At 66.6% G+C, this 18,839-nt stretch carries 21 protein-coding genes and 1 tRNA gene; 8 read left to right on the top strand and 14 right to left on the bottom strand.

All coding sequences use genetic code 11. From position 1 onward, the window contains the following. Nucleotides 1-42 precede the first annotated feature (42 nt). Nucleotides 43-471 (top strand): DUF2147 domain-containing protein, encoded by a 429-nt coding sequence (locus tag A7Q26_RS06030; protein WP_066857964.1) that lies wholly within the window; start codon nucleotides 43-45, stop codon nucleotides 469-471. Between the two features lie 85 nt (nucleotides 472-556). Here the strand turns inward: A7Q26_RS06030 and A7Q26_RS06025 are convergent, their stop codons facing one another. From A7Q26_RS06025 to A7Q26_RS06015, 3 genes are all read right to left on the bottom strand, one after another. Further along, a complete protein-coding gene (locus A7Q26_RS06025) occupies nucleotides 557-2,158 on the bottom strand; it encodes a phytoene desaturase family protein (protein ID WP_066857961.1) in 1,602 nt (533 codons plus the stop codon). Then, complete coding sequence (locus A7Q26_RS06020) at nucleotides 2,155-3,321, bottom strand: aromatic ring-hydroxylating oxygenase subunit alpha (RefSeq protein WP_066857958.1); 1,167 nt, start codon at nucleotides 3,319-3,321, stop codon at nucleotides 2,155-2,157. Before A7Q26_RS06020 ends, A7Q26_RS06025 begins: the two co-directional genes overlap by 4 nt. 107 nt (nucleotides 3,322-3,428) lie before the next feature. Beyond that, on the bottom strand, nucleotides 3,429-4,424 hold the full coding sequence (locus tag A7Q26_RS06015) for a bile acid:sodium symporter family protein (RefSeq protein ID WP_066858115.1): 996 nt from the start codon (nucleotides 4,422-4,424) through the stop codon (nucleotides 3,429-3,431). Nucleotides 4,425-4,526: 102 nt separating this feature from the next. Between A7Q26_RS06015 and A7Q26_RS06010 the strand changes: the two genes are divergently transcribed. Then, a complete protein-coding gene (locus tag A7Q26_RS06010; RefSeq protein WP_066857955.1) occupies nucleotides 4,527-5,285 on the top strand; it encodes an enoyl-CoA hydratase-related protein in 759 nt (252 codons plus the stop codon). Here A7Q26_RS06010 and A7Q26_RS06005 read toward each other — a convergent pair. Continuing rightward, nucleotides 5,282-6,181: a DMT family transporter gene (locus tag A7Q26_RS06005; RefSeq protein WP_066857952.1), complete on the bottom strand. Its 900-nt coding sequence runs from the start codon at nucleotides 6,179-6,181 to the stop codon at nucleotides 5,282-5,284. The two genes, A7Q26_RS06010 and A7Q26_RS06005, sit on opposite strands and share 4 nt — an antisense overlap. Nucleotides 6,182-6,208: 27 nt before the next feature. On the opposite strand from A7Q26_RS06005, the gene A7Q26_RS06000 reads away from it, so the two are divergent. After that, complete coding sequence (locus A7Q26_RS06000; RefSeq protein WP_232313696.1) at nucleotides 6,209-6,796, top strand: helix-turn-helix domain-containing protein; 588 nt, start codon at nucleotides 6,209-6,211, stop codon at nucleotides 6,794-6,796. 34 nt (nucleotides 6,797-6,830) lie between these two features. Here the strand turns inward: A7Q26_RS06000 and A7Q26_RS05995 are convergent, their stop codons facing one another. Both A7Q26_RS05995 and A7Q26_RS05990 read right to left on the bottom strand, forming a co-directional pair. After that, nucleotides 6,831-7,145, bottom strand: coding sequence for a hypothetical protein (locus A7Q26_RS05995; RefSeq protein ID WP_066857947.1), 315 nt, complete (start codon nucleotides 7,143-7,145; stop codon nucleotides 6,831-6,833). 72 nt (nucleotides 7,146-7,217) lie between these two features. Further along, nucleotides 7,218-7,727, bottom strand: coding sequence for a MarR family winged helix-turn-helix transcriptional regulator (locus A7Q26_RS05990; RefSeq protein ID WP_066858112.1), 510 nt, complete (start codon nucleotides 7,725-7,727; stop codon nucleotides 7,218-7,220). 125 nt (nucleotides 7,728-7,852) lie between these two features. Here A7Q26_RS05990 and A7Q26_RS05985 point away from each other — a divergent pair. The 3 genes from A7Q26_RS05985 (at nucleotide 7,853) to A7Q26_RS05975 (ending at nucleotide 10,329) form a co-directional block, all read left to right on the top strand. Next, a tRNA-Gln gene (locus A7Q26_RS05985) sits at nucleotides 7,853-7,927 on the top strand. 62 nt (nucleotides 7,928-7,989) lie between these two features. After that, on the top strand, nucleotides 7,990-9,000 hold the full coding sequence (locus A7Q26_RS05980; protein WP_066857944.1) for an aspartate carbamoyltransferase catalytic subunit: 1,011 nt from the start codon (nucleotides 7,990-7,992) through the stop codon (nucleotides 8,998-9,000). 105 nt (nucleotides 9,001-9,105) lie between these two features. Beyond that, nucleotides 9,106-10,329, top strand: a complete 1,224-nt coding sequence (locus A7Q26_RS05975) for a dihydroorotase (protein ID WP_066858108.1) — start codon at nucleotides 9,106-9,108, stop codon at nucleotides 10,327-10,329. Nucleotides 10,330-10,383: 54 nt separating this feature from the next. Here the strand turns inward: A7Q26_RS05975 and A7Q26_RS05970 are convergent, their stop codons facing one another. From A7Q26_RS05970 to A7Q26_RS05950, 5 genes are all read right to left on the bottom strand, one after another. Next, nucleotides 10,384-11,073, bottom strand: coding sequence for an aspartate/glutamate racemase family protein (locus A7Q26_RS05970; protein ID WP_066858105.1), 690 nt, complete (start codon nucleotides 11,071-11,073; stop codon nucleotides 10,384-10,386). Between the two features lie 84 nt (nucleotides 11,074-11,157). Next, nucleotides 11,158-12,579, bottom strand: coding sequence for an NAD(P)(+) transhydrogenase (Re/Si-specific) subunit beta (locus A7Q26_RS05965; protein ID WP_066857941.1), 1,422 nt, complete (start codon nucleotides 12,577-12,579; stop codon nucleotides 11,158-11,160). After that, the gene (locus A7Q26_RS05960; protein ID WP_066857938.1) at nucleotides 12,579-12,863 is read right to left on the bottom strand and encodes an NAD(P) transhydrogenase subunit alpha; all 285 of its coding nucleotides are present in this window, start codon (nucleotides 12,861-12,863) and stop codon (nucleotides 12,579-12,581) included. Before A7Q26_RS05960 ends, A7Q26_RS05965 begins: the two co-directional genes overlap by 1 nt. Nucleotides 12,864-12,971: 108 nt before the next feature. Beyond that, on the bottom strand, nucleotides 12,972-14,096 hold the full coding sequence (locus A7Q26_RS05955) for an NAD(P) transhydrogenase subunit alpha (RefSeq protein ID WP_066857935.1): 1,125 nt from the start codon (nucleotides 14,094-14,096) through the stop codon (nucleotides 12,972-12,974). 34 nt (nucleotides 14,097-14,130) lie between these two features. Next, on the bottom strand, nucleotides 14,131-14,256 hold the full coding sequence (locus A7Q26_RS05950) for an aa3-type cytochrome c oxidase subunit IV (protein WP_066857932.1): 126 nt from the start codon (nucleotides 14,254-14,256) through the stop codon (nucleotides 14,131-14,133). Between the two features lie 154 nt (nucleotides 14,257-14,410). Between A7Q26_RS05950 and A7Q26_RS05945 the strand changes: the two genes are divergently transcribed. Together A7Q26_RS05945 and A7Q26_RS05940 are read left to right on the top strand one after the other, a co-directional pair. Continuing rightward, nucleotides 14,411-15,859: a sigma-54-dependent transcriptional regulator gene (locus tag A7Q26_RS05945; protein WP_066857929.1), complete on the top strand. Its 1,449-nt coding sequence runs from the start codon at nucleotides 14,411-14,413 to the stop codon at nucleotides 15,857-15,859. Between the two features lie 47 nt (nucleotides 15,860-15,906). Continuing rightward, complete coding sequence (locus A7Q26_RS05940) at nucleotides 15,907-16,539, top strand: hypothetical protein (RefSeq protein WP_066857926.1); 633 nt, start codon at nucleotides 15,907-15,909, stop codon at nucleotides 16,537-16,539. 6 nt (nucleotides 16,540-16,545) lie between these two features. Here A7Q26_RS05940 and A7Q26_RS05935 read toward each other — a convergent pair whose 3' ends face one another. Genes A7Q26_RS05935 through A7Q26_RS05925 form a run of 3 tightly spaced genes read right to left on the bottom strand, consistent with a single transcriptional unit; the run spans nucleotide 16,546 to nucleotide 18,712 of the window. After that, the gene (locus A7Q26_RS05935; RefSeq protein WP_066857922.1) at nucleotides 16,546-17,349 is read right to left on the bottom strand and encodes a hypothetical protein; all 804 of its coding nucleotides are present in this window, start codon (nucleotides 17,347-17,349) and stop codon (nucleotides 16,546-16,548) included. Then, nucleotides 17,346-17,663 (bottom strand): divalent-cation tolerance protein CutA, encoded by a 318-nt coding sequence (cutA, locus tag A7Q26_RS05930; RefSeq protein ID WP_066857919.1) that lies wholly within the window; start codon nucleotides 17,661-17,663, stop codon nucleotides 17,346-17,348. Before cutA ends, A7Q26_RS05935 begins: the two co-directional genes overlap by 4 nt. Then, complete coding sequence (locus A7Q26_RS05925) at nucleotides 17,660-18,712, bottom strand: COX15/CtaA family protein (RefSeq protein ID WP_232313695.1); 1,053 nt, start codon at nucleotides 18,710-18,712, stop codon at nucleotides 17,660-17,662. Before A7Q26_RS05925 ends, cutA begins: the two co-directional genes overlap by 4 nt. Nucleotides 18,713-18,839: the final 127 nt, after the last annotated feature.

The raw sequence follows: 18,839 nt of genomic DNA, 5'->3' as shown, positions 1-18,839 counted from the left end.
GATCAATGCAGGTTGGTATAAGAGGAAAGAAGAGAGGATCGCATGACCATCATCCGCACCACCGCCGGCCTTACTGCCGTCGCGCTGGCCAGCCTCGCCGCACTGCCCGCCCAGGCGGCGCAGCCCGTCACCGGCCGCTGGGCCACGGTGGACGGCAAGGCGATCGTCCACATCGCCCCCTGCGGCCGCCAGCTTTGCGGCAGGATCGAACGGATCGTGAAGCCCACCCCCGGCCGCCCGCAGACCGACATCAGGAACCCCGACCCTGCGCTGCGCGCCAAGCCGCTGGTCGGCCTGGCCCTGCTTTCGGGCTTCACCGACGCCGGCGACATCTGGAAGGGCACGATCTACGACCCGGAAAGCGGCAAGAGCTACAGCAGCAAGGTCAGCCGCAACGGGGACGGCACATTGAAGGTGCAGGGCTGCATCGCCTTCTTCTGCAAGGCCCAGACCTGGACGGCCGTGCGATAGGACGAAGGCCGGCTGGCGAGCAGAAACGGACAGTCAAGCGCGGTGCGATGCCGCTCGAAAGCGGCCATCCCATATTACCGTCGCTCTATCGCCACCGCCGCCAGATCGCGCCGTCCCTCAACACTTCCCGCGCCGCATTATGCCCCGGCGCGCCGGTGACGCCGCCGCCCGGATGGGTGCCCGCGCCGCACATGTAGAGGCCCTTCACCGGCCCGCGATAGGCGCCATGGCCCAGCACCGGGCGCGCCGCCCACATCTGGTCCAGCGTCAGGTTGCCATGCATGATGTCGCCGCCGACCAGCCCGAATTTGCGCTCCAGGTCCAGCGGCGAGTGGATCTGGCGCGCGATCACGCTCCTGGCAAAGCCGGGCGCGTGTTCCTCCACCGTCGCGATGATATGGTCGGCCGCCGCCTCCCGCTCATCGTCCCAATTGCGTCCGTCCGGCAGTTCGGGGGCGAATTGCTGGCAGAAGAGGCTCGCCACATGGCATCCCTCCGGCGCCAGGCTGTCGTCGATGGTCGACGGGATCAGCATCTCGACGATCGGCTGCCTTGACCAGCCGTCCCGCTTCGCGTCCAGAAAGGCGCGGTCCATATAGTCCAGCGTCGGCGCGAGGATGATGCCCGACCGGTGATGCTCCCCCGCGCCCGGCAGGCAGGTGAAGTCAGGCAGCGCGGACAGCGCCACATTCATGCGGAACGTACCCGACCCGGCCTTGAACGCGCCGATGCGCCTCACGAAATCGGCCGGCAGGTCACTCTCCGCCATCATCCGCTGGTAGAGCAATTTCGGCCCGACATTGGCGATCACCACACCACCCATCACCTCTTCGCCGCTCTCCAGCCGCACGCCGACCGCGCGCGCGCCATCGACCAGGACGCGCTCGACCGGCGCCTCCAGGCTGATCTCCACGCCCATCGCCTGCACCACTTTCGCCATGATCTGCGTGATGGCGCCCATGCCGCCGACCGCATGGCCCCATGCGCCCTTCCTGCCGTTCACCTCGCCGAACACATGGTGCAGCAGGACGTAAGCGCTGCCCGGCGTGTCGGGGCTGGCATAATTGCCGACCACGGCATCGAACCCGAAGGCGGCCTTCACGGCGTCGCTTTCGAACCATGAATCGAGGAAACCGCGCGCCGACTTGGTGAACAGGTCCAGCACGTCGCGCTGCTGCTCCAATCCCAGGCCAGCCACCCGCCGCCCCTGCTTCACCGCCTCGACGACCATCCCAAGCCCGTCGCCGACATTGGGCGGGCTTTTCAGCACCAGTTCGCGCAGCACATCCGCCACCACTTCCAGGGCCTCGTAATAGGCGGGCAGCGTCGTGGCATCCTTCGCGCTGAACTTGCGGAACTCCGCCTGCGTCCGCTCCAGCCCGCCCCCCAGCTTGAGGTAGCCGCCATCGGGCTGGGGCAGGAAATTGCTGATCGGCCGCTCGATCACGCGATAGCCATGTGTCGCCAGCTTCATGTCGCGGATGACCTTGGGATTGAGCAGGCTGACCGTGTAGCTGGCGGTCGAGTTACGGAAGCCGGGATGGAACTGCTCCGTCACCGCCGCCCCGCCCACGACATCGCGCCGCTCAAGGATGCGAACCCTATATCCTGCCCGCGCCAGATAGAAGGCGCAGACCAGACCATTATGCCCGCCCCCGATGATGACGGCATCGTAGGATTTGCTCATGCCCGCTTGCTCCACCCCATCCCCGGCGCGTGATGCTGCCGCGCCTCCGGGATCAGATCGCGCACCCGTCCGCAAAAATGGCGCAGCGCGACTTCCTGTTCGCTCAATGGACCGACGGTGAAGCTGGCCGACGCCATCCCCGCCTGCACCCGGCCGACCAGCTCCGTATCCTCGGCATTGACCTGCCGGTTGATCCGCCAGTTGAGGTAGCGCGCCGCTTTCATGTCCCGGCGGTCATCGGGCAGGGCGTAGCTGATCTCGCGGATCAGCGTCTGCGTCGGCGAAACCGGCAGCCACTGCATGAAGTCGACCTGGTCGGGATAGATGTCGAAGGCGAAATTCGGCCAGAGCTTGAAATAGGTCCACAGCCGCTGCCGATCGGGCGGCAGGTGCGGCACCGGGGGCAGGAAATGCTGATAGGCGCGTTCGGACAGGTTTGCCGAAGGACGGTCCAGAATCGCCCCCCACATCTTGTCGGCATTGGGGGACGCCTCGACGCCATAGCCATCGCCCATCAGCCGTTTCAGCCCCGGATGCGCGACCGCGATATGCAGCCCGTCGGAATAATTGTCGCCGATATTCTTCCAGTTCACGGCCCGCGGCCGCACCGTCACCCGCCCCAGCGCGCGGAGGTCCGCGAAGCGATAGGGAGCGATGTCCTGTGCATAGGGCGCCATCATCTGCGCCACCGACGGCCCGTCATCATCCTCCAGCCGCACGAACAGGAAGCCCTGCCAGCTCTCCACCTCGACCGGGACCAGTCCATGATCGGCCAGGTCGAACCCCGCGCCATAGCTGGCCTTCATCGGCACGCCGGTCAGCCGCCCGTCCGTCTCATAGGTCCAGCCATGATAGGGGCAGACCAGCTTCTTCGCGCAGCCGCTGGCCTCATCGACGATCCGCGCGCCCCGGTGGCGGCAGACATTGGTAAAGCCGCGCACTACCCCGTCATCGCCGCGTATGATCAGCACGCTTTCGCCGATATAGTCCAGCCTTTGGAAATCGCCGGACGCGGCGAGGTCGCTTTCATGGGCGACGATCTGCCAGGATGGACGGAAGATGCGGTCCACCTCCACCCCGAAAAATTCGGCGTCGGCATAGGTCCAGGCCGGCAGGCTCCATCCCGCATCCGGGTCCGTCCGGTCTTGTCCCGCCTGCTCCACCTGCGTCGCCCCTCAATTTTACGTATGTATAATATTAGGCGTGCCAAAAGTCGATTCAGCTGTCCATTTCGCTGTCATTTTTTTGCCCGTGGACCGCTGGCCGACGCTCATTCAGCGGGCGCAGGCTTTGCTTCGACCAGCGCCTGCGCGCCATAGCGCCGCGCCAGCAGGGCGCAGGCCATCAACTGGATCTGGTGGAAGATCATGATCGGCAGCAGGATCGGGCCGACCGCGCTTGCCGGGAACAGCACGCCCGCGATCGGCACGCCCGACGCCAGGCTCTTCTTGGACCCGCAGAATTGCAGCACGATCGCGTCTTCCCGCGACAGGCCCAGCATCCGCCCCAGCGCCAGCGTGAAGAGCAGGATCACCGCCAGCATCGCGATGCCGACCCCCGCCAGCACCAGCAGTTCATGGCTCGATATTGTCGACCATAGCCCCTCCACCACGGCGGCGGAGAAGGCGGCATAGACTACCAGCAATATCGACCCCCGGTCGACCCGACCCAGCATCGCCTTGTGCCGCGCCACGAATCCGCCGATCCACGGCCGCATCAGATGGCCGACGACGAAGGGCAGCAGCAATTGCAGCACGATCCCCTCGATCGACGCGAGCGAGACCAGGCTCCCGCCCCCACCCCCGCTCCGCTGCATCAGCAGCGCGACCAGCAGAGGCGTCAGGAAAATGCCCAGCAGGTTGGAAAAGGAAGCGCTGACCACCGCCGCCGCCACATTGCCCCGCGCGATCGCGGTGAAGGCGATGGAGGATTGCACCGTCGATGGCAGCAGCGTCAGGAACAACAGCCCGGCCCGCATGTCCGCGGGCACGAACCCGAATCGCGCCACGATCAGCCCCAGAATCGGGAAGGCGAGGAAGGTCGTGCCCAGCGTCCCCAGATGCAGTTTCCACGCCCGCGCCCCGCTCCAGATCGCTTCGCGCGACAATTTGGCGCCGTGCAGGAAAAAAAGCAGCACGATGCCGGCATCCGCCACCGCGCCCGCAATATCGGCCCCCCGCCCCCGCGCCGGCAGGACCGACGCTAGGGCAACGGTCGCGACCAGCAGCAACAGGAAGGGATCGAGAGCTTGGCGCAGGCGGTTCATCATCATGTCCGGGCGATCGGCGATATCGCGAGGGGGATAGACGGGGCGCCCGGCCTGCGCCAACAACTTCCCCTTGTGCATAGACAAGGAGAGGCTGCCGCCATGAGCGAGCATATCGCGATCATCGAGGACCAGGGCATCATCGAAATCCACATCGACCGCGCCGACAAGAAGAACGCGCTGACCGGCCCCATGTATCGCGCCATGACCGCCGCTCTGGCCGATGCCTCCGCCCGCGCGGACATCGGCGCAGTGCTGTTCGCGGGCCGGGGCGACGCCTTCTGCGCGGGCAACGACCTCAAGGATTTCATGGCCGGGCCGGAGGGCGGCGCGGCCGCCTTCGACTTCATCCGCGCCATCGCCGCCTTCGACAAGCCGATCGTCGCCGCTGTCCAGGGGCTGGCCGTGGGCGTCGGCACGACGATGCTGTTCCACTGCGACCTGGTCTATGCCGCCCCCGACGCGCGCTTCGTCATGCCCTTCGTCAATCTGGGCATCGTGCCCGAAGCCGGCTCCAGCCTGCTCGCGCCCGCAACCATGGGCCATGCCAAGGCGGCGGCGATGCTGCTGCTGGGCGAACCGATGGACGCCGACAGCGCCGATCGCGCCGGCCTCGTCACCGCGATCGTGCCCGGCGACGCCCTGCTCGACCATGCTCGCTCCAAGGCGACGGCGCTGATGCGCAAGCCGCCCCAGGCGCTCGCCGCCACGCGCCGCCTGATGAAGGGCGATCCTGCCGCGCTGACCGCCCGGATCGAGGAGGAAGCCCGCCTGTTCCGCCAAACCCTCGCCTCTCCGGAAGCCCAGGAAGCCTTCGCCGCCTTCTTCGAAAAACGCGCCCCGGTGTTCCGGCGGGGCTAATCCGCCTTCCGCCCGAAGCGGATCTCGCTCACGATCACCGCCGCGACGATCAGCAACCCGCCCAGCAGCGCCATGGGCGGCAGCCGCTCGCCCGCGATGCGGCCGATGATCCCGGCCCATACCGGCTCGCCCGCATAGATCAGCGTCGCCCGCGTCGGCGACACGCTGCGCTGCGCCCAGTTCATGACGAACTGGATCAGCGCCGTCATGGCCCCCAGGCCGCAGGCCGACAGCAGCACCGTCCAGGAAAAGGGCGGCACGCTCTCCCCCGCCGGAACCATGCAGGCGAAGGCGAGCAGGGCCGTCACCGCCAGCTGCACCAAAGTCACCCGCGCGACATCGACCTTGCCCGCCCACAGGCTGATGAAGATGATCTCCAGCGCGATCGCCAGCGTGCTGACCAATGTCAGCGCCTCACCCTCGCCCAGGGCCAGCCCCTCGCCGGGCGCGGCGATCAGCATCAGGCCGATGAAGGCCAGCGCCACACCGATCCAGCTCGCCAGACGAGGCGGCCGCCGCAGGATGATCCATTGCAGGATGGGCACCAGCGGCACATAGGCGGCGGTGATGAAGGCGGACGTGCTGCTGCTGATCGTCTGCAATCCCCAGGTCTGGAGCGAATAGCCGACGAAAATGCCGACCCCGATCATCAGCCCCGCCAGCAACTCCCGCGCAGTCAGCCCGCGGAGCGCCGGCAGGGCGAAGGGCAGCGCCATCAGCGCCGCAGTACCGAACCGCAGGCCGACGAAGAAGAACGGCCCGGTCATCTGCACGGCATTATGGACGATCAGGAAGGTGCCGCCCCACAGGATCGTCACGCCGATGAGCGCGAGTTCGGGGCGGCCGATCATCAGGTGGTTCCGGCCGGGCTTGTCCAGGGCAGCATTGTGCAACATAATGCACAACGCCCTATGAGCACTATATTGCACAGTCAAGATGCGCCGGCGCCAGCCGATGCCCGGGAACGCCCCGACGTACTGGCCCATGTCGCCGGTAATGTTCGTGCGTTCCGCGTCGAACGCGGCTTCAGCCAGGAGGCGCTGGCGGCGCTGGCCGGGGTCAGCCGACGGATGATTTCCGGTATAGAAAGCGGCGAGGCCAATGTGAGCCTCTCGACGCTTGACAGGCTCGCGCAGGCGCTGGGAGTCAGTTTCTCAGCGCTGGTACGCCCGTCCGGGATGCGCGACAACAGCCGCATCGACACTCTCGCCTGGCGCGGCGACAACCCTGACAGCCGCGCCACCCTGCTCGGCACCGTGCCCGCCACGCGGGAAGCGGAACTCTGGACCTGGTCCCTGGGTGTGGGTGAAACCTATCGAGCCGAGGCCGACGCCGCCAACTGGCATGAAATGCTCTATGTGGTGGAAGGCGCGTTGACGGTGGAGATGGAAGGGGCGACGCCCAGAAAGGTGACGGCCGGCGACTTCCTGATCTTCAGCAGCGACCGCCCCTATCGCTTCGCCAATCATGGAACGACGCCGGTCCGCTTCGTCCGCAATGTCGTCTTCTGACGTTGCTTCTGACGCCAGCGGGCGTCATCCAGCCTCATTCATTCCTGAGATCGCTGCCTGCTTTCTCCAGCGATTCGCCGACATTCCGCTTCGCTTCGCCTGCCTCGCGCCTGGCGTCATCCGCCGCCTCATTTGTCGCGGCTCCGATTCTGTCGGCGCCATTGTCAATCGCCCGGCCTGCATCCTCAAGCCCATTGTCGATCTTCGCGCCGGCACGGTCGACCGCGCTGGTCACGTCGTTGCCGATCGCCGATCCGGCATTTTCCAGATTGTCCTGCGCCTTTTCCGAGCAGGCGGACAGGCCGGCCGCAGCCAGCACTGTCAGCCCGGCGAGAAGGGATTTACGCATATTTGGCTCCTCTTGCGCGTATCTTGGAGCCGCTTAAAGCGCAGGAATGACGATAAGGTTGCGTCAGGGCAATCACCCCCCGCGCAGGCCGAACACCATGGATCGATCGCCTTCGGGGATCAGCCCTTCGAGCACGCGCCAAAAACCGGTGACGGACCCCTGCCCCGCCTGGGCATAGGCCGCCGCCATCTTCTCGCGCAGCGCGCGGAACAGGTCCGCCTCCAGCGCCTTTCCGGCCGGGCTGAGCCGCAGCAATTTCTGCCGCCGGTCGCTCGGCCCCGTCCGCGTCTCGATATAGCCGCGCTCGACCAGGTCGTTCAGCACCCGCCCCAGCGACTGTTTGGTGATCGCCAGCAGCCGCAGCAATTCCTTGACCGTGAGGTCAGGCTGGCGCGAAATGAAATAGAGCGCGCGATGATGCGCCCGCCCCAGCCCTTGCGCCGCCAGCCCCTCGTCGATCGAACGGGTGAGCGCGGAATAGCCGAAATAGAGCATCTCGATCCCCCGCCTGATCTCATCCTCGCGCAGGAAGAGCGGGGAGGCAGGGGAAATCTGGGTGGAAGGCGCGTTGGAAACCGACATGGGGGGCTTATGATCCGGCGAAAGGGCGAAACGCATATTGGCGTCATCAAACTAGCATGACTAGGCTTTCCTTTCGCCGATCACACGTTATATGGCGGTCCGCGTCGACGATCCGTCGACCCTGCTGGGGCGTAGCCAAGCGGTAAGGCAGCGGTTTTTGGTACCGCCATGCGGAGGTTCGAATCCTCCCGCCCCAGCCAGTTTCCCGACCATCCTTCCGCCACCTTGCCCTCCCCGCGACGCTGGCCTAAAGGCTCGGCTCATGCCCGACATCTTCATTCCCGACGCGTCGCCCCAGTCCCCCGGACCGGAGTTGACCGGCAAGGCGCTGTTCCCGCATCGGCACCTGCTTTCGATCGCCGATCTCAAACCCTGGGAAATCCGCTTCCTGCTCGATGAGGCCGAACATTGGGCGCAGGCCAACAAAGGCCGCGCGCGCAAGCATGATGACCGGCTGGCGGGCATGACCCAGATCAACGCCTTCTTCGAAAACAGCACCCGCACATTGCTGTCGTTCGAGATCGCCGGCAAGCGGCTGGGCGCCGATGTCGTCAACATGCACGCGGGCCAGTCCAGCGTGAAGAAGGGCGAGACGCTGATCGACACCGCCATGACCCTGAACGCCATGGCCGCCGACGTCATCGTCATCCGCCATGCCAGTTCAGGCGCGGTGGCGCTGATCGCGGACAAGGTCGACTGCCCGGTCCTCAATGCGGGCGACGGCTGGCACCAGCACCCGACCCAGGCGCTGCTCGACGCGCTCACCATCCGCCGCCGCAAGGGCGGGTTCGAAGGACTGGTGGTCGCCATCTGCGGCGACGTGCTGCACAGCCGCGTGGCGCGTTCGAACATGCTCTGCCTCGCCGCGCTGGGCGCGCAGGTGCGCGCGGTCGCCCCGCCCACGCTGCTGCCGCCGGAGGTAGAAATGCTGGGCGCGACACCCTATACCCGCATGGACGACGGGCTGGATGGCGCCGACGTGGTAATGATGCTGCGCCTCCAGAACGAGCGTATGGATGGCGCCTTCATCCCGTCGGCCCGTGAATATCATGCCCTCTACGGCCTGACCCCCGAACGGCTCGCCATTGCGAAACCCGACGCGCTGGTCATGCACCCCGGCCCCATGAACCGGGGCGTGGAGATCAGCAGCACCGTGGCCGACCATCCCGAACGATCGGCGATCACCGAGCAGGTGGCGATGGGCGTCGCGGTACGCATGGCCTGTCTGGACGTGCTGACGCGCGGTGCGCGCGGCGTGGAGGGATGGGCTTGACCATCCCGACGAACAAGCTGGAGGGATGAGCTTGATGGCTCCGAACAATTCTTCTCGTCCTTGCCGCCTGCGCGGGGATGACCTTGTCCATAAGAGGTGCGGCGCGTGACGAAGATCGCCATCATCAACGGCCAGCTGGCCGATCCGGCGGCCGATGCGCTCACGCCCGGCGCCGTGCTGATCGAAGGCGACCGGATCGTCGCCAGCGGCGCGATCCACGTCCCATCCGATGCAGAACAGGTGGATGCGCAGGGGCTGGTGGTCGCGCCCGGCCTGATCGACCTCGGCGTCTTCGCCACCGACAAGCCGGCCTTCCATTTCGGCGGCATCACCCGCGCGGCGCTGATGCCCGACCAGCGCGCCCCGCTGGACGAGGTTGGCCTGATCCGGCAGGCGGCGCGCGCGGGCAAGCCCGATTTCTGGGTCCACCCGATCGCGGCGGCGACTCGTGGCCTTCAGGGTGCCGAAATGGCGGAGATCGGCCTGATGCAGGCGGCGGGCGCGAAGGCAGTCGGCACCGGCCGCCAGTGGATCGCCGATTCGGGCGTGATGCTGCGCGTCCTGTCCTATGCCAGCGGCCTCGGCCTTACCCTGATCGCCCATGCCGAGGATAGCGGCCTGACCGCCAAGGCCGTGGCGACCAGCGGCGAGACCGCGACGCGCCTCGGCCTGCCCCATGCCCCGGCCTGCGCCGAAGCGATGGCGATCGCGCGCGACATCATGCTGGTGCGCGAAACCGGCGCGTCGATCCATTTCCGGCTGGTGACGACGAAGGCGGGTTTCGACCTGATCCGCGCGGCCAAGGCGGAGGGACTGAAGGTCACCTGCGGCATCAGCCCCGCCTATCTTTTCCTCAACGATCAGGCGGCGACCGACTTTCGCACCTTCGCCCGCCTGTCGCCGCCGCTGCGGTCCGAAACCGACCGGCAGGCCAGCCTGGCCGCGGTCGCCGACGGGACGGTCGACGTCATTACCTCCAGCCACGACCCGCGCGGGCCGGAAGACAAGCGCCTGCCCTTCGCCGACGCCGCGCCCGGCATGGCGGGGGCGGAAACCCTGCTGGCCCTGTCGCTCAACCTGGTGCGCGACGGGCATGTGACGATCAACCGGCTGATGACGCTGCTCTGCGCCAATCCGGCGCGCATCCTGGGCGTCAATGCCGGCAGCTTCGCTGCGGGGAGCGCCGCCGACCTGATCTTCATCGATCCCGACACGCCCTGGATCGTGGATTCGGGCAAGATGGCGGCCGCCGCGGGCAATACGCCCTTCGACCGGCTGCCGGTGCAGGGCCGCGCGCGGCGGATCATGAAGGGCGGCGCATTCCTTTAGCCGCTTTCCCGGGTGAGAATAGGGGCGGCCTGACGGATCAGCCGCCCGCCACCCTCATCCCAGGATGAAGTCGACCCCCGCCTTGGCGTGGATGCTGGTGCAGTCGTAGATCGGCACGACATTGGCCTTCACGTCGACGATCAGTTCCAGTTCGGTGCAGGCCAGCACCACCGCCTGCACATGCTGCTTGGCGATGTCGGTCAGTTCCGACTTCATATAGCGCTCGGACTCGCGGCTGATCTTGCCCACGGTCAGTTCGTCATAGACGATGCGGTCGATCCGCTCCGCCATCTCCATGTCGGGCGGCAGCAGCGACACGCCATGCGCGACCAGCCGCTGGCGGTAGAATTTCTCCACCATCACGTTGCGCGTGCCGATCAACGCCGCTTTCTCGACGCCGTCCGCCTGCATCTTCTTCCCCACCCGCTCGGCGATATGGAGGATGGGGATGCCGACCGCGCTCTGCACCCGGTCGTAGACACGGTGCATACTGTTGGCGCAGATCAGCAGCGCACCCGCGCCAGCCGTCTCCAGCCGGCGGGCCGCGTCGATCAGCTTGACGGCGGCATTGTCCCAATCCTCTTCGGTCGCGCAGCCAGCGACGGACGCGAAGTCGAGACTTTCGATCAGCAGCGGCGCACTGTGCTGGCCGCCCAGCGCGCGATGCACGGCCTTGTTGATGATCTCATAATAGCGGGCGGTGGAGGTCCAGCTGAGACCGCCGATCAGGCCAAGCTTGTGCATATGTTCCCCGCAAATCCCCGACATGAAAAAGGGACGGACGGGCGCCCCGCCCTGCCGTCCCTTCATGGTTAAGGGAAGCGATGCTTAGTGGGCAAGCCCCTTCACGATCTCCTCGACCATCTTCTTGGCGTCGGCCAGCAGCATCATGGTGTTGTCCATGTAGAAGACCTCATTGTCGACGCCGGCATAGCCCGCGCCGCCCATGGAGCGCTTCACGAACAGCACCGACTTGGCGTTGGCCACGTCGAGGATCGGCATCCCGTAGATGGGCGACGTCTTGTCGGTCTTGGCCGCCGGGTTGGTCACGTCGTTGGCGCCGATGACGAAGGCGACGTCGGCCTGGCCGAACTCGCTGTTGATGTCCTCCAGTTCGAACACTTCGTCATAGGGGACGTTCGCTTCGGCCAGCAGCACGTTCATATGGCCGGGCATACGGCCCGCGACCGGGTGGATCGCATATTTGACGCTGACGCCTTCCTTCTTGAGCAGGTCGCCCATCTCGCGCAGCGCGTGCTGCGCCTGGCTGACCGCCATGCCGTAGCCCGGCACGATGATGACGCTGTCCGCCTGTTTCATCAGGAACGCCGCGTCTTCGGCGCTGCCGCGCTTGTAGGGACGATCGACCGCCGCCGCGCCGCCGCCCGACGGGCCGCTTTCCGCGCCGAAGCCGCCGGCGATCACGCTGATGAAGCTGCGGTTCATCGCCTTGCACATGATGTAGGAGAGGATCGCACCCGAACTGCCCACCAGCGCGCCGGTGATGATCATCGCGGTATTGCCCAGGGTGAAGCCCATGGCGGCGGCGGCCCAGCCCGAATAGCTGTTCAGCATCGACACCACGACCGGCATGTCCGCGCCGCCGATCGGGATGATCAGCAGGAAGCCGATGACGAAGCTGAGCGCGGTCACGGTCCAGAAAATCCAGGGCGACTGGTCGGTCACGAAATAGGCGATGAGGCCCAGGATCGCGGCCAACGTGCCCAGGTTGATGATATGGCGGCCGGGCAGCATGATCGGCTTGCCCGACATGTTGCCGTTGAGCTTGAGGAAGGCGATGACCGACCCGGAGAAGGTGATCGCGCCGATCGCGACGCCCAGCCCCATCTCGATCCGGCTGGCATTGTGGATCTCGTCCGTCAGCGGATCGAGAATGCCGAAGGCGCCGGGATTGAGATAGGCGGCAGCGCCCACCAGCACGGCGGCCATGCCGACGAGGCTGTGGAAGGCGGCGACGAGTTGCGGCATCGCCGTCATCGCGATCCGCCGGGCGATCAGGAAGCCGATGCCGCCGCCAACGATGATGGCGCCGACGATCTCGGGCAGGCTGACCACATCATGGGTGTAAAGCGTGGTCACGACCGCGATGGCCATGCCGACCATGCCCATGCGGTTGCCGCGTCGGCTGGTGGCGGGGCTGGACAGCCCGCGCAGCGCCAGGATGAAGAGGATGCCGGCGATCAGATAGGCGAGCGCCACGAAGGGAGAGACAGGAGCCAGCTCGTGCATCACTTGCGCTCCTTCTTCTTGTACATCGCCAACATGCGTTCCGTGACCGCGAAGCCACCGAAGATGTTGACCGATGCGAAGACCACCGCGACCAGCCCCAACACCTTCGCCGCAATGCTGCCCGCCTCCGCCGACGCGACCAGCGCGCCGACGATGATGACCGAGGAAATGGCGTTGGTGACCGCCATCAGCGGCGTGTGGAGCGCGGGCGTCACCGACCAGACCACATAATAGCCGACGAAGCACGCCAGCACGAAAATCGACAGGATGGAAATGAAGTCCATCGTTCCTACTCCCTGTTCGTCCCGCCTCGCTGCGACCGGACGTTCCCGCGCGGCCCGCCCCCTCGGCAGACCCACGCCCCTATAGTCAGTTCGGGACCAAGCCCGCGATCAACTTGCCAGCAACCGCTCGTTCACCACTTTCCCGCCCTGCGTAAGGCGGATCGCGTTGCCGATTTCCTCGTCCAGCACCGGGGCATTCTTGTCCTTGTCCCAGAAGGCCGACAGGAAATTATAGAGGTTGCGCGAGAAGAGCGCCGAGGCGTCGGCCGCGAGTCGGGAGGGCACGTTGCGATGGCCCACGATCCGGACGCCGTGGCGCTCGACCACTTCGCCCGCTACAGCGCCCTCGACATTGCCGCCCTGCTCGACCGCCAGGTCGACTATCACGCTGCCGGGTTTCATCGTCGCGATCTGCGCGTCGGTGATGAGGCGCGGCGCAGGACGGCCTGGGATCAGGGCGGTGGTGATGACGATGTCCTGCTTGGCAATATGGGCCGACACCAGTTCGGCCTGCGCGGCTTTATATTCGTCGGACATTTCGGTGGCATAGCCGCCGCTGCCCTCGCCCTCGATGCCCGCGACCTTCTCCACGAAGATCGCCTTGGCGCCGAGCGATTCAATCTGCTCCCTGGTCGCAGCGCGGACGTCGGTAGCGGACACCTGCGCGCCCAGACGCCGCGCGGTGGCGATCGCCTGGAGGCCCGCGACGCCCACGCCCATGATGAAGGCCTTGGCCGCCGACACAGTGCCGGCCGCCGTCATCATCATCGGGAAGGCCTTGCCATATTCGGCGGCGGCATCGAGCACCGCCTTGTAACCGGACAGGTTCGACTGGGACGAGAGAATATCCATCGACTGGGCGCGGGTGATGCGGGGCATGAACTCCATCGCCAGAGCCTCGAACCCGGCTGCCGCATAGGCATCGACCCGCGCGCGCTCGCCAAAGGGGTTGAGCCCCGCCGCGATCCAGGCGCCAGACTTCGCACCGGCCAGGCTTCCGGGCGCCGGTCCCTGCACGCCCAGGATGATGTCCGCGCCCGCGACCGTCGCGCCCCGATCGGCCACCGCCGCGCCCGCCGCCGCATAGTCGGCGTCGGCGATCGACGCCGTCAGCCCGGCGCCGGCCTCGACGGCGACATCGGCGCCCAGCGCCTTGAACTTCTTAACCGTCTCGGGCGTCGCGGCGACCCGTCGTTCGCCCGCCGCCTGTTCTTTCACGATTGCTATTTTCATGTTGTCGCACCCCCTCCCGGTCACGATCGTCAGTTCAGCCCGAAATCAGCAGCACCACGATAGCCGCCACGATCACGCTGGCGATGGTTCCCCACTTCATCAGGCCGACAAAACCATGATAGGTTTCGTTCGCGCTCTGGATATGTCCTTCGTTCGACATATTCGCTCCTCTTCCTGTGTTTTTCGCGGCCCACCTCTTATCCTGTCACCTCCCCCCCCTCAACCCGGCGACCGACAAGAAAATCTTTCGCAGTTAAGCACGCCTTTACCGCTGTCCCTTAGCGTCGGTCGCCTGTTGCATTTGAGGGGTAGAGATGGCGCGCGACGGCGTACCGATGCTGATGCTGATCGACGACGAGCCGGCTCAACGGCGACTCGTTTCCGCCCTCGCATCCCGCGCCGGATGGCGCACCATCTTCGCGCAGGACGGCGAAACCGCCATCGCGATGCTGGGAACGCAGGACGGGATGCGGCTCGACGCCATCATCCTCGACCAGTGGAGCCCCGATTTCGACCCCTCCGGCCTGATCCGCGAGATTCGCGCACGGCGCCCGGCGCTCCCCATACTGGTCCTGACCGCGCATAATCATGTCTCCAGCGCCGTCGACGCCATGCGCGCCGGCGCGACAGATTATCTTTCCAAGCCGATCGCGCCCGAACGGCTGCTCGCCGCGCTGAACGCCACGGTCGCCGAAGGCGGCGCGACCGGCGAACTGCGCCCGCTGACAGAGAAGATCAGCGCGCCCCTCTCCTTCGAGGATGTGGTCGGCGCCGCGCCCCAGTTTCGCGCCGCCCTCGCCATTGCGGCCAAGGCGGCGCGCGCCCGCGTACCCGTGCTGATCGAAGGGGAAAGCGGTGTCGGCAAGGATGTGATCGCGCGCGCGATCCACGCCGCCTCGCCCCGTCACAAGCAGGCGATGGTGACCGTCAATTGCGGCGCCATTCCGACCAACCTGGTCGAATCGGAACTGTTCGGCCATGAACGCGGCGCCTTCACCGGCGCCTTCGACCGGCATGTCGGCAAGTTCGTAGCGGCCGACATGGGCACGATCTTCCTCGACGAAGTCAGCGAGATGTCGCTCGACGCGCAGGTGAAGCTGTTGCGCGTGCTCCAAGACGGCGAAGTGCAGCCGATCGGCGCCCGTCGCCCGGTGCATGTCGATGTTCGCGTGATCGCCGCCACGAACCGGCGACTCGCCGAAGAGATAGAAGCCGGTCGCTTCCGCGAGGATCTTTATTATCGCCTCAACGTCGTCCAGCTGACCGTTCCGCCGCTGCGGGAGCGGATGGGGGACATACCGGCACTCTGCCGCCATCTGCTCGCCCGCATCGCGACCCAGCCGGGCCTGCGCAGCCTGGGCCTCACCGACGATGCGCTCTCGCTGCTGATGCAGCATCCCTGGCCGGGCAATGTCCGCCAGTTGCAGAACGCCCTCTTCCGCGCCGCCGTGCTGTGCGAGGGCGATGCGCTCACCCCGCTCGACTTCCCCCAGATCGCGGTGCAGATCCGCGCCGGAGAGGTTGCGGATCGCATCGCCGCACGCCCGCGCGCGATCACCCCGCCCCATCGCGACGGCGCGGGCATCACCCTGTTCGAGGGCGACGGCCATGTCCGCCAGCTGGCGGAGATCGAAGCCGACGTCATCCGTCTGGCGATCGGCCATTATCGCGGTCGCATGACCGAAGTCGCGCGGCGGCTGGGCATCGGCCGGTCCACCCTCTACCGCAAGCTCGCCGAACTGGGCATCGACAGCGCCGCCTGACCGTGTGCGGCGTTGAATTCTGCCCCCGCCTATGCTTTGGACGGGGCATGAAACATGTCGCCCTCGCCGCCTGCCTGCCCATCCTGCTGCTTGCCGCCTGCGGTCGCACCGAACCCGTCGCGGATATGCCGACCCAGGAGGAACTGGCCGCCGCCGCCAATGCCGCGGCCGCCAATGCGATCGCCAGCCAGCAGCAGGACGATGCGCCGGAAAGCCGCAACTATGTGAATGTCGAACGGGGCTTCTCGATTACCCTTCCCGAAGGCTGGGTGATGGACAAGGGTGCAAGCACGGCCGATGGCATCGTCTATCAGGACCCCGGCGCCGGGGCCGACGTGCGTGTCTTCTGGCAGAAGAATGACGGCGACCAGACGTTGCAGCAGATCGTGGAGTCGGTCAGCAACGGCGCGGAAGGCGTGGATGGCGATTTCGTCGGCGACAATGAATATCGGGGAACCGCCAATGACGGCGAAGGCAATAATGTCGCCATACGCCTGCTCAGGCAGCCCGACGGTTCGATCGTGACGGCCACCTTCGTCTATCCCGAAATGCTGAGCGAACAATATCAGGGCATTGCCGACCGGCTGCTGACCAGCCTGCGCATCTTTGCGCCCCGCGATCAGGCCGAAGCGGCCGCCGGCGCGCCCGGCAATGCCGCCAACGCCGTCGCCGCCCCCTGATCCCGCTCAGCGCGCGACCTCCGCTTCCCGCAGATCGCGCGTTTCGGTGAGCGCCCTTGGTCCCAGCGTGAGTTCGCGGGCCTGTTCCTCGACCAGCCCGCTCCGCGTCGAAAGACCATAGCGCACCGCCACCTGCACGCCGTCCCCTGCCAGCCTTTCTTCCAGCCGGACCTTTTCGCCCTGGCGGTCCTCCATCCGTAGCACGCCTTCGACATTGACCGGGCGCCCCAGCGGCGATCCCGCCATGGTACGCACGCCACGCCCGGCCGCCCCGTCCTCGACATCACCCCCGGCGAACAGGAACAGCGGCAGATATTCGCCGGCCAGCAGCGCCAGCCGTCCTTCGGCGGACAGGCCGGTGAAAAGCGCCTTCACCGCGCTGGCGGCGCGGTGTCGCGGCGATCCCGGATCGAAACCCTCCAGCATCCGCTCCTGCCCCTGGCTCACCACCGCCCAGACGTTGTCGATGTCGTCAAGCGCGATGATCCTGCCCCTGGCGTCCAGGCGGAAGGCCATCTCCACATCGATGAGCGGCGTCAGTGCGGCGCGGAAGGATTCGGTTGCGGCGGACGGCGCGTCACTGTCGATCTTTCGCAGCGTGGCGCGCAGCACATAGCCTTCGCCCGCCCGCTCGAACCGGAGGCGGCGCGTGGCGGAAAAACGGCTCTTCTGCCCGTCGACGGTGCGATCCTGCTCGATCCGGTAGACCAGGTCGCGCCCGACCGGCGGGACGAAGGGAATGGCGACCTTCTCCGCAGCCGCCGGCTGCGCCAGGATAATGCACAGCGCCGCCATGCCCCATATTCTCATCGCGTCTGCTCCCCGATCCAGCCGGCAAAGGCGGCCGAAGCCCGCGCATCCATCTGGATGATGGCGGGCCGTTCATAGTCGTGCAATTCGGCCAGCCGCGCCTGCAAGGCTGCGCCCTGCGCGACGCCGGTCTTGAACAGGACAGGGATCTCGGCCGCCTGTTCGATCCTGCCCTTCCATTCATAGATCGAGGTGCAGGGCGCGCCGATATTGGCGCAAGCCGCCAGTTTCTCCTCGACGATCTGGCGCGCCACGCGCCGGGCGTCCTCGGCTGATCCGAACAGCGTATAGACCAGCATGATCGCCTCGCTCATGCGCCGGGCCGTCCGATGGCATGGGCTCCCCAGGCGGCCGACGCCACCACCAGCGCACCCACCGCCTGGTGCAACACCGCCAGCGGCAGCGCGATCCCGCTGACCACCGTGGCGATGCCGAGCAACACCTGCGTTCCCACCGTGGCGTTGATGGCGATCGACGCGCCGCGATGCCCCGCCCGCCTGGCGCGCCGCGCCAGCAGGACCAGCAACGCCGCCACAACCCAGGCCCACCAGCGATGGATGAAGTGGACCAGATAGGGATCGGAGGAAAGCGTCGACCAGAAGGACCCCATCCAGCTGATCCCATCCGGCACCAGATAGTCGTTCATCAAGGGCCAGGTGCTGGAGACATAACCGGCATCCAGCCCCGCGGTGAAGGCGCCGAACAGGAGCTGCACGAACAGAGCGGTCAGTGCGAGCATCGCGAGGAGCCGCAGCCGTGCCGGCCGCGCTGCCCGATTGCGCGTCAGCGCCAGCAGGTCGAGCGCGGTCCAGATCAGGCCGCCGATGATGAAGAGCGCGGTCAGCAGATGCACCGCCAGCCGATAATGGCTGACATCGGTGCGTACCGACAGGCCCGACTTGACCATCCACCAGCCGATCGCCCCCTGCAGCCCGCCCAGCGCCAGCAACGCGACGAGCCGCCAGCCATAACCGGCCGGAATCACACGCTTCCATGCGAACCAGGCCAGCGGCAGGGCGAAGGCGATGCCGATCAGCCGTCCCAGCAGCCGGTGCGCCCATTCCCAGAAGAAGATGAACTGGAAATCGCCCAGACTCATGCCCCGGTTGATCTCCCGATATTCGGGGATCTGCTGGTAGAGGCGGAACGCCTCCATCCACTGGTCATGGGTCAGCGGCGGGATGGCACCGGTGATCGGCTTCCACTGGGTGATGGACAGTCCGGATTCGGTCAGGCGGGTGATGCCGCCCACCACCACCATGCAGAAGACCAGCGCGGCCACGGCGAGCAGCCAGCGAGCGATGGCGCGCGGCGCGGGCCGGGAGGACGAGCGAAAGGCGGATCCAGTCATCGGCGGTGTCATGCGCGCGCGCCTTGTCCGTTTCAAGAGTGCAGATGAGGACAAAAGGTCCGGGGGCGCACGCGCGGTGGAAACAATTGCGCACATGGACGTATCGGATCGACGATCTCAACGATAATATAGAGATGAG

Source organism: Sphingobium sp. TCM1, assembly GCF_001650725.1.
Taxonomy (GTDB): domain Bacteria; phylum Pseudomonadota; class Alphaproteobacteria; order Sphingomonadales; family Sphingomonadaceae; genus Sphingobium.
Note: the sequence above shows the minus strand (reverse complement) of the source record. Positions and strands in the feature narration are given on the sequence as shown.

What these genes read in the sequence shown, in the direction of transcription:
- A7Q26_RS06030 (WP_066857964.1), top strand. Translation starts at nt 43, where the DNA reads ATGACCATCATCCGCACCACCGCCGGCCTTACTGCCGTCGCGCTGGCC.
- A7Q26_RS06025 (WP_066857961.1), bottom strand. Translation starts at nt 2,158, where the DNA reads ATGAGCAAATCCTACGATGCCGTCATCATCGGGGGCGGGCATAATGGT.
- A7Q26_RS06015 (WP_066858115.1), bottom strand. Translation starts at nt 4,424, where the DNA reads ATGAACCGCCTGCGCCAAGCTCTCGATCCCTTCCTGTTGCTGCTGGTC.
- A7Q26_RS06010 (WP_066857955.1), top strand. Translation starts at nt 4,527, where the DNA reads ATGAGCGAGCATATCGCGATCATCGAGGACCAGGGCATCATCGAAATC.
- A7Q26_RS06005 (WP_066857952.1), bottom strand. Translation starts at nt 6,181, where the DNA reads ATGTTGCACAATGCTGCCCTGGACAAGCCCGGCCGGAACCACCTGATG.
- A7Q26_RS05995 (WP_066857947.1), bottom strand. Translation starts at nt 7,145, where the DNA reads ATGCGTAAATCCCTTCTCGCCGGGCTGACAGTGCTGGCTGCGGCCGGC.
- A7Q26_RS05990 (WP_066858112.1), bottom strand. Translation starts at nt 7,727, where the DNA reads ATGTCGGTTTCCAACGCGCCTTCCACCCAGATTTCCCCTGCCTCCCCG.
- A7Q26_RS05980 (WP_066857944.1), top strand. Translation starts at nt 7,990, where the DNA reads ATGCCCGACATCTTCATTCCCGACGCGTCGCCCCAGTCCCCCGGACCG.
- A7Q26_RS05970 (WP_066858105.1), bottom strand. Translation starts at nt 11,073, where the DNA reads ATGCACAAGCTTGGCCTGATCGGCGGTCTCAGCTGGACCTCCACCGCC.
- A7Q26_RS05965 (WP_066857941.1), bottom strand. Translation starts at nt 12,579, where the DNA reads ATGCACGAGCTGGCTCCTGTCTCTCCCTTCGTGGCGCTCGCCTATCTG.
- A7Q26_RS05960 (WP_066857938.1), bottom strand. Translation starts at nt 12,863, where the DNA reads ATGGACTTCATTTCCATCCTGTCGATTTTCGTGCTGGCGTGCTTCGTC.
- A7Q26_RS05955 (WP_066857935.1), bottom strand. Translation starts at nt 14,096, where the DNA reads ATGAAAATAGCAATCGTGAAAGAACAGGCGGCGGGCGAACGACGGGTC.
- A7Q26_RS05950 (WP_066857932.1), bottom strand. Translation starts at nt 14,256, where the DNA reads ATGTCGAACGAAGGACATATCCAGAGCGCGAACGAAACCTATCATGGT.
- A7Q26_RS05945 (WP_066857929.1), top strand. Translation starts at nt 14,411, where the DNA reads ATGGCGCGCGACGGCGTACCGATGCTGATGCTGATCGACGACGAGCCG.
- A7Q26_RS05940 (WP_066857926.1), top strand. Translation starts at nt 15,907, where the DNA reads ATGAAACATGTCGCCCTCGCCGCCTGCCTGCCCATCCTGCTGCTTGCC.
- A7Q26_RS05935 (WP_066857922.1), bottom strand. Translation starts at nt 17,349, where the DNA reads ATGAGAATATGGGGCATGGCGGCGCTGTGCATTATCCTGGCGCAGCCG.
- cutA (WP_066857919.1), bottom strand. Translation starts at nt 17,663, where the DNA reads ATGAGCGAGGCGATCATGCTGGTCTATACGCTGTTCGGATCAGCCGAG.
- A7Q26_RS05925 (WP_232313695.1), bottom strand. Translation starts at nt 18,712, where the DNA reads ATGACACCGCCGATGACTGGATCCGCCTTTCGCTCGTCCTCCCGGCCC.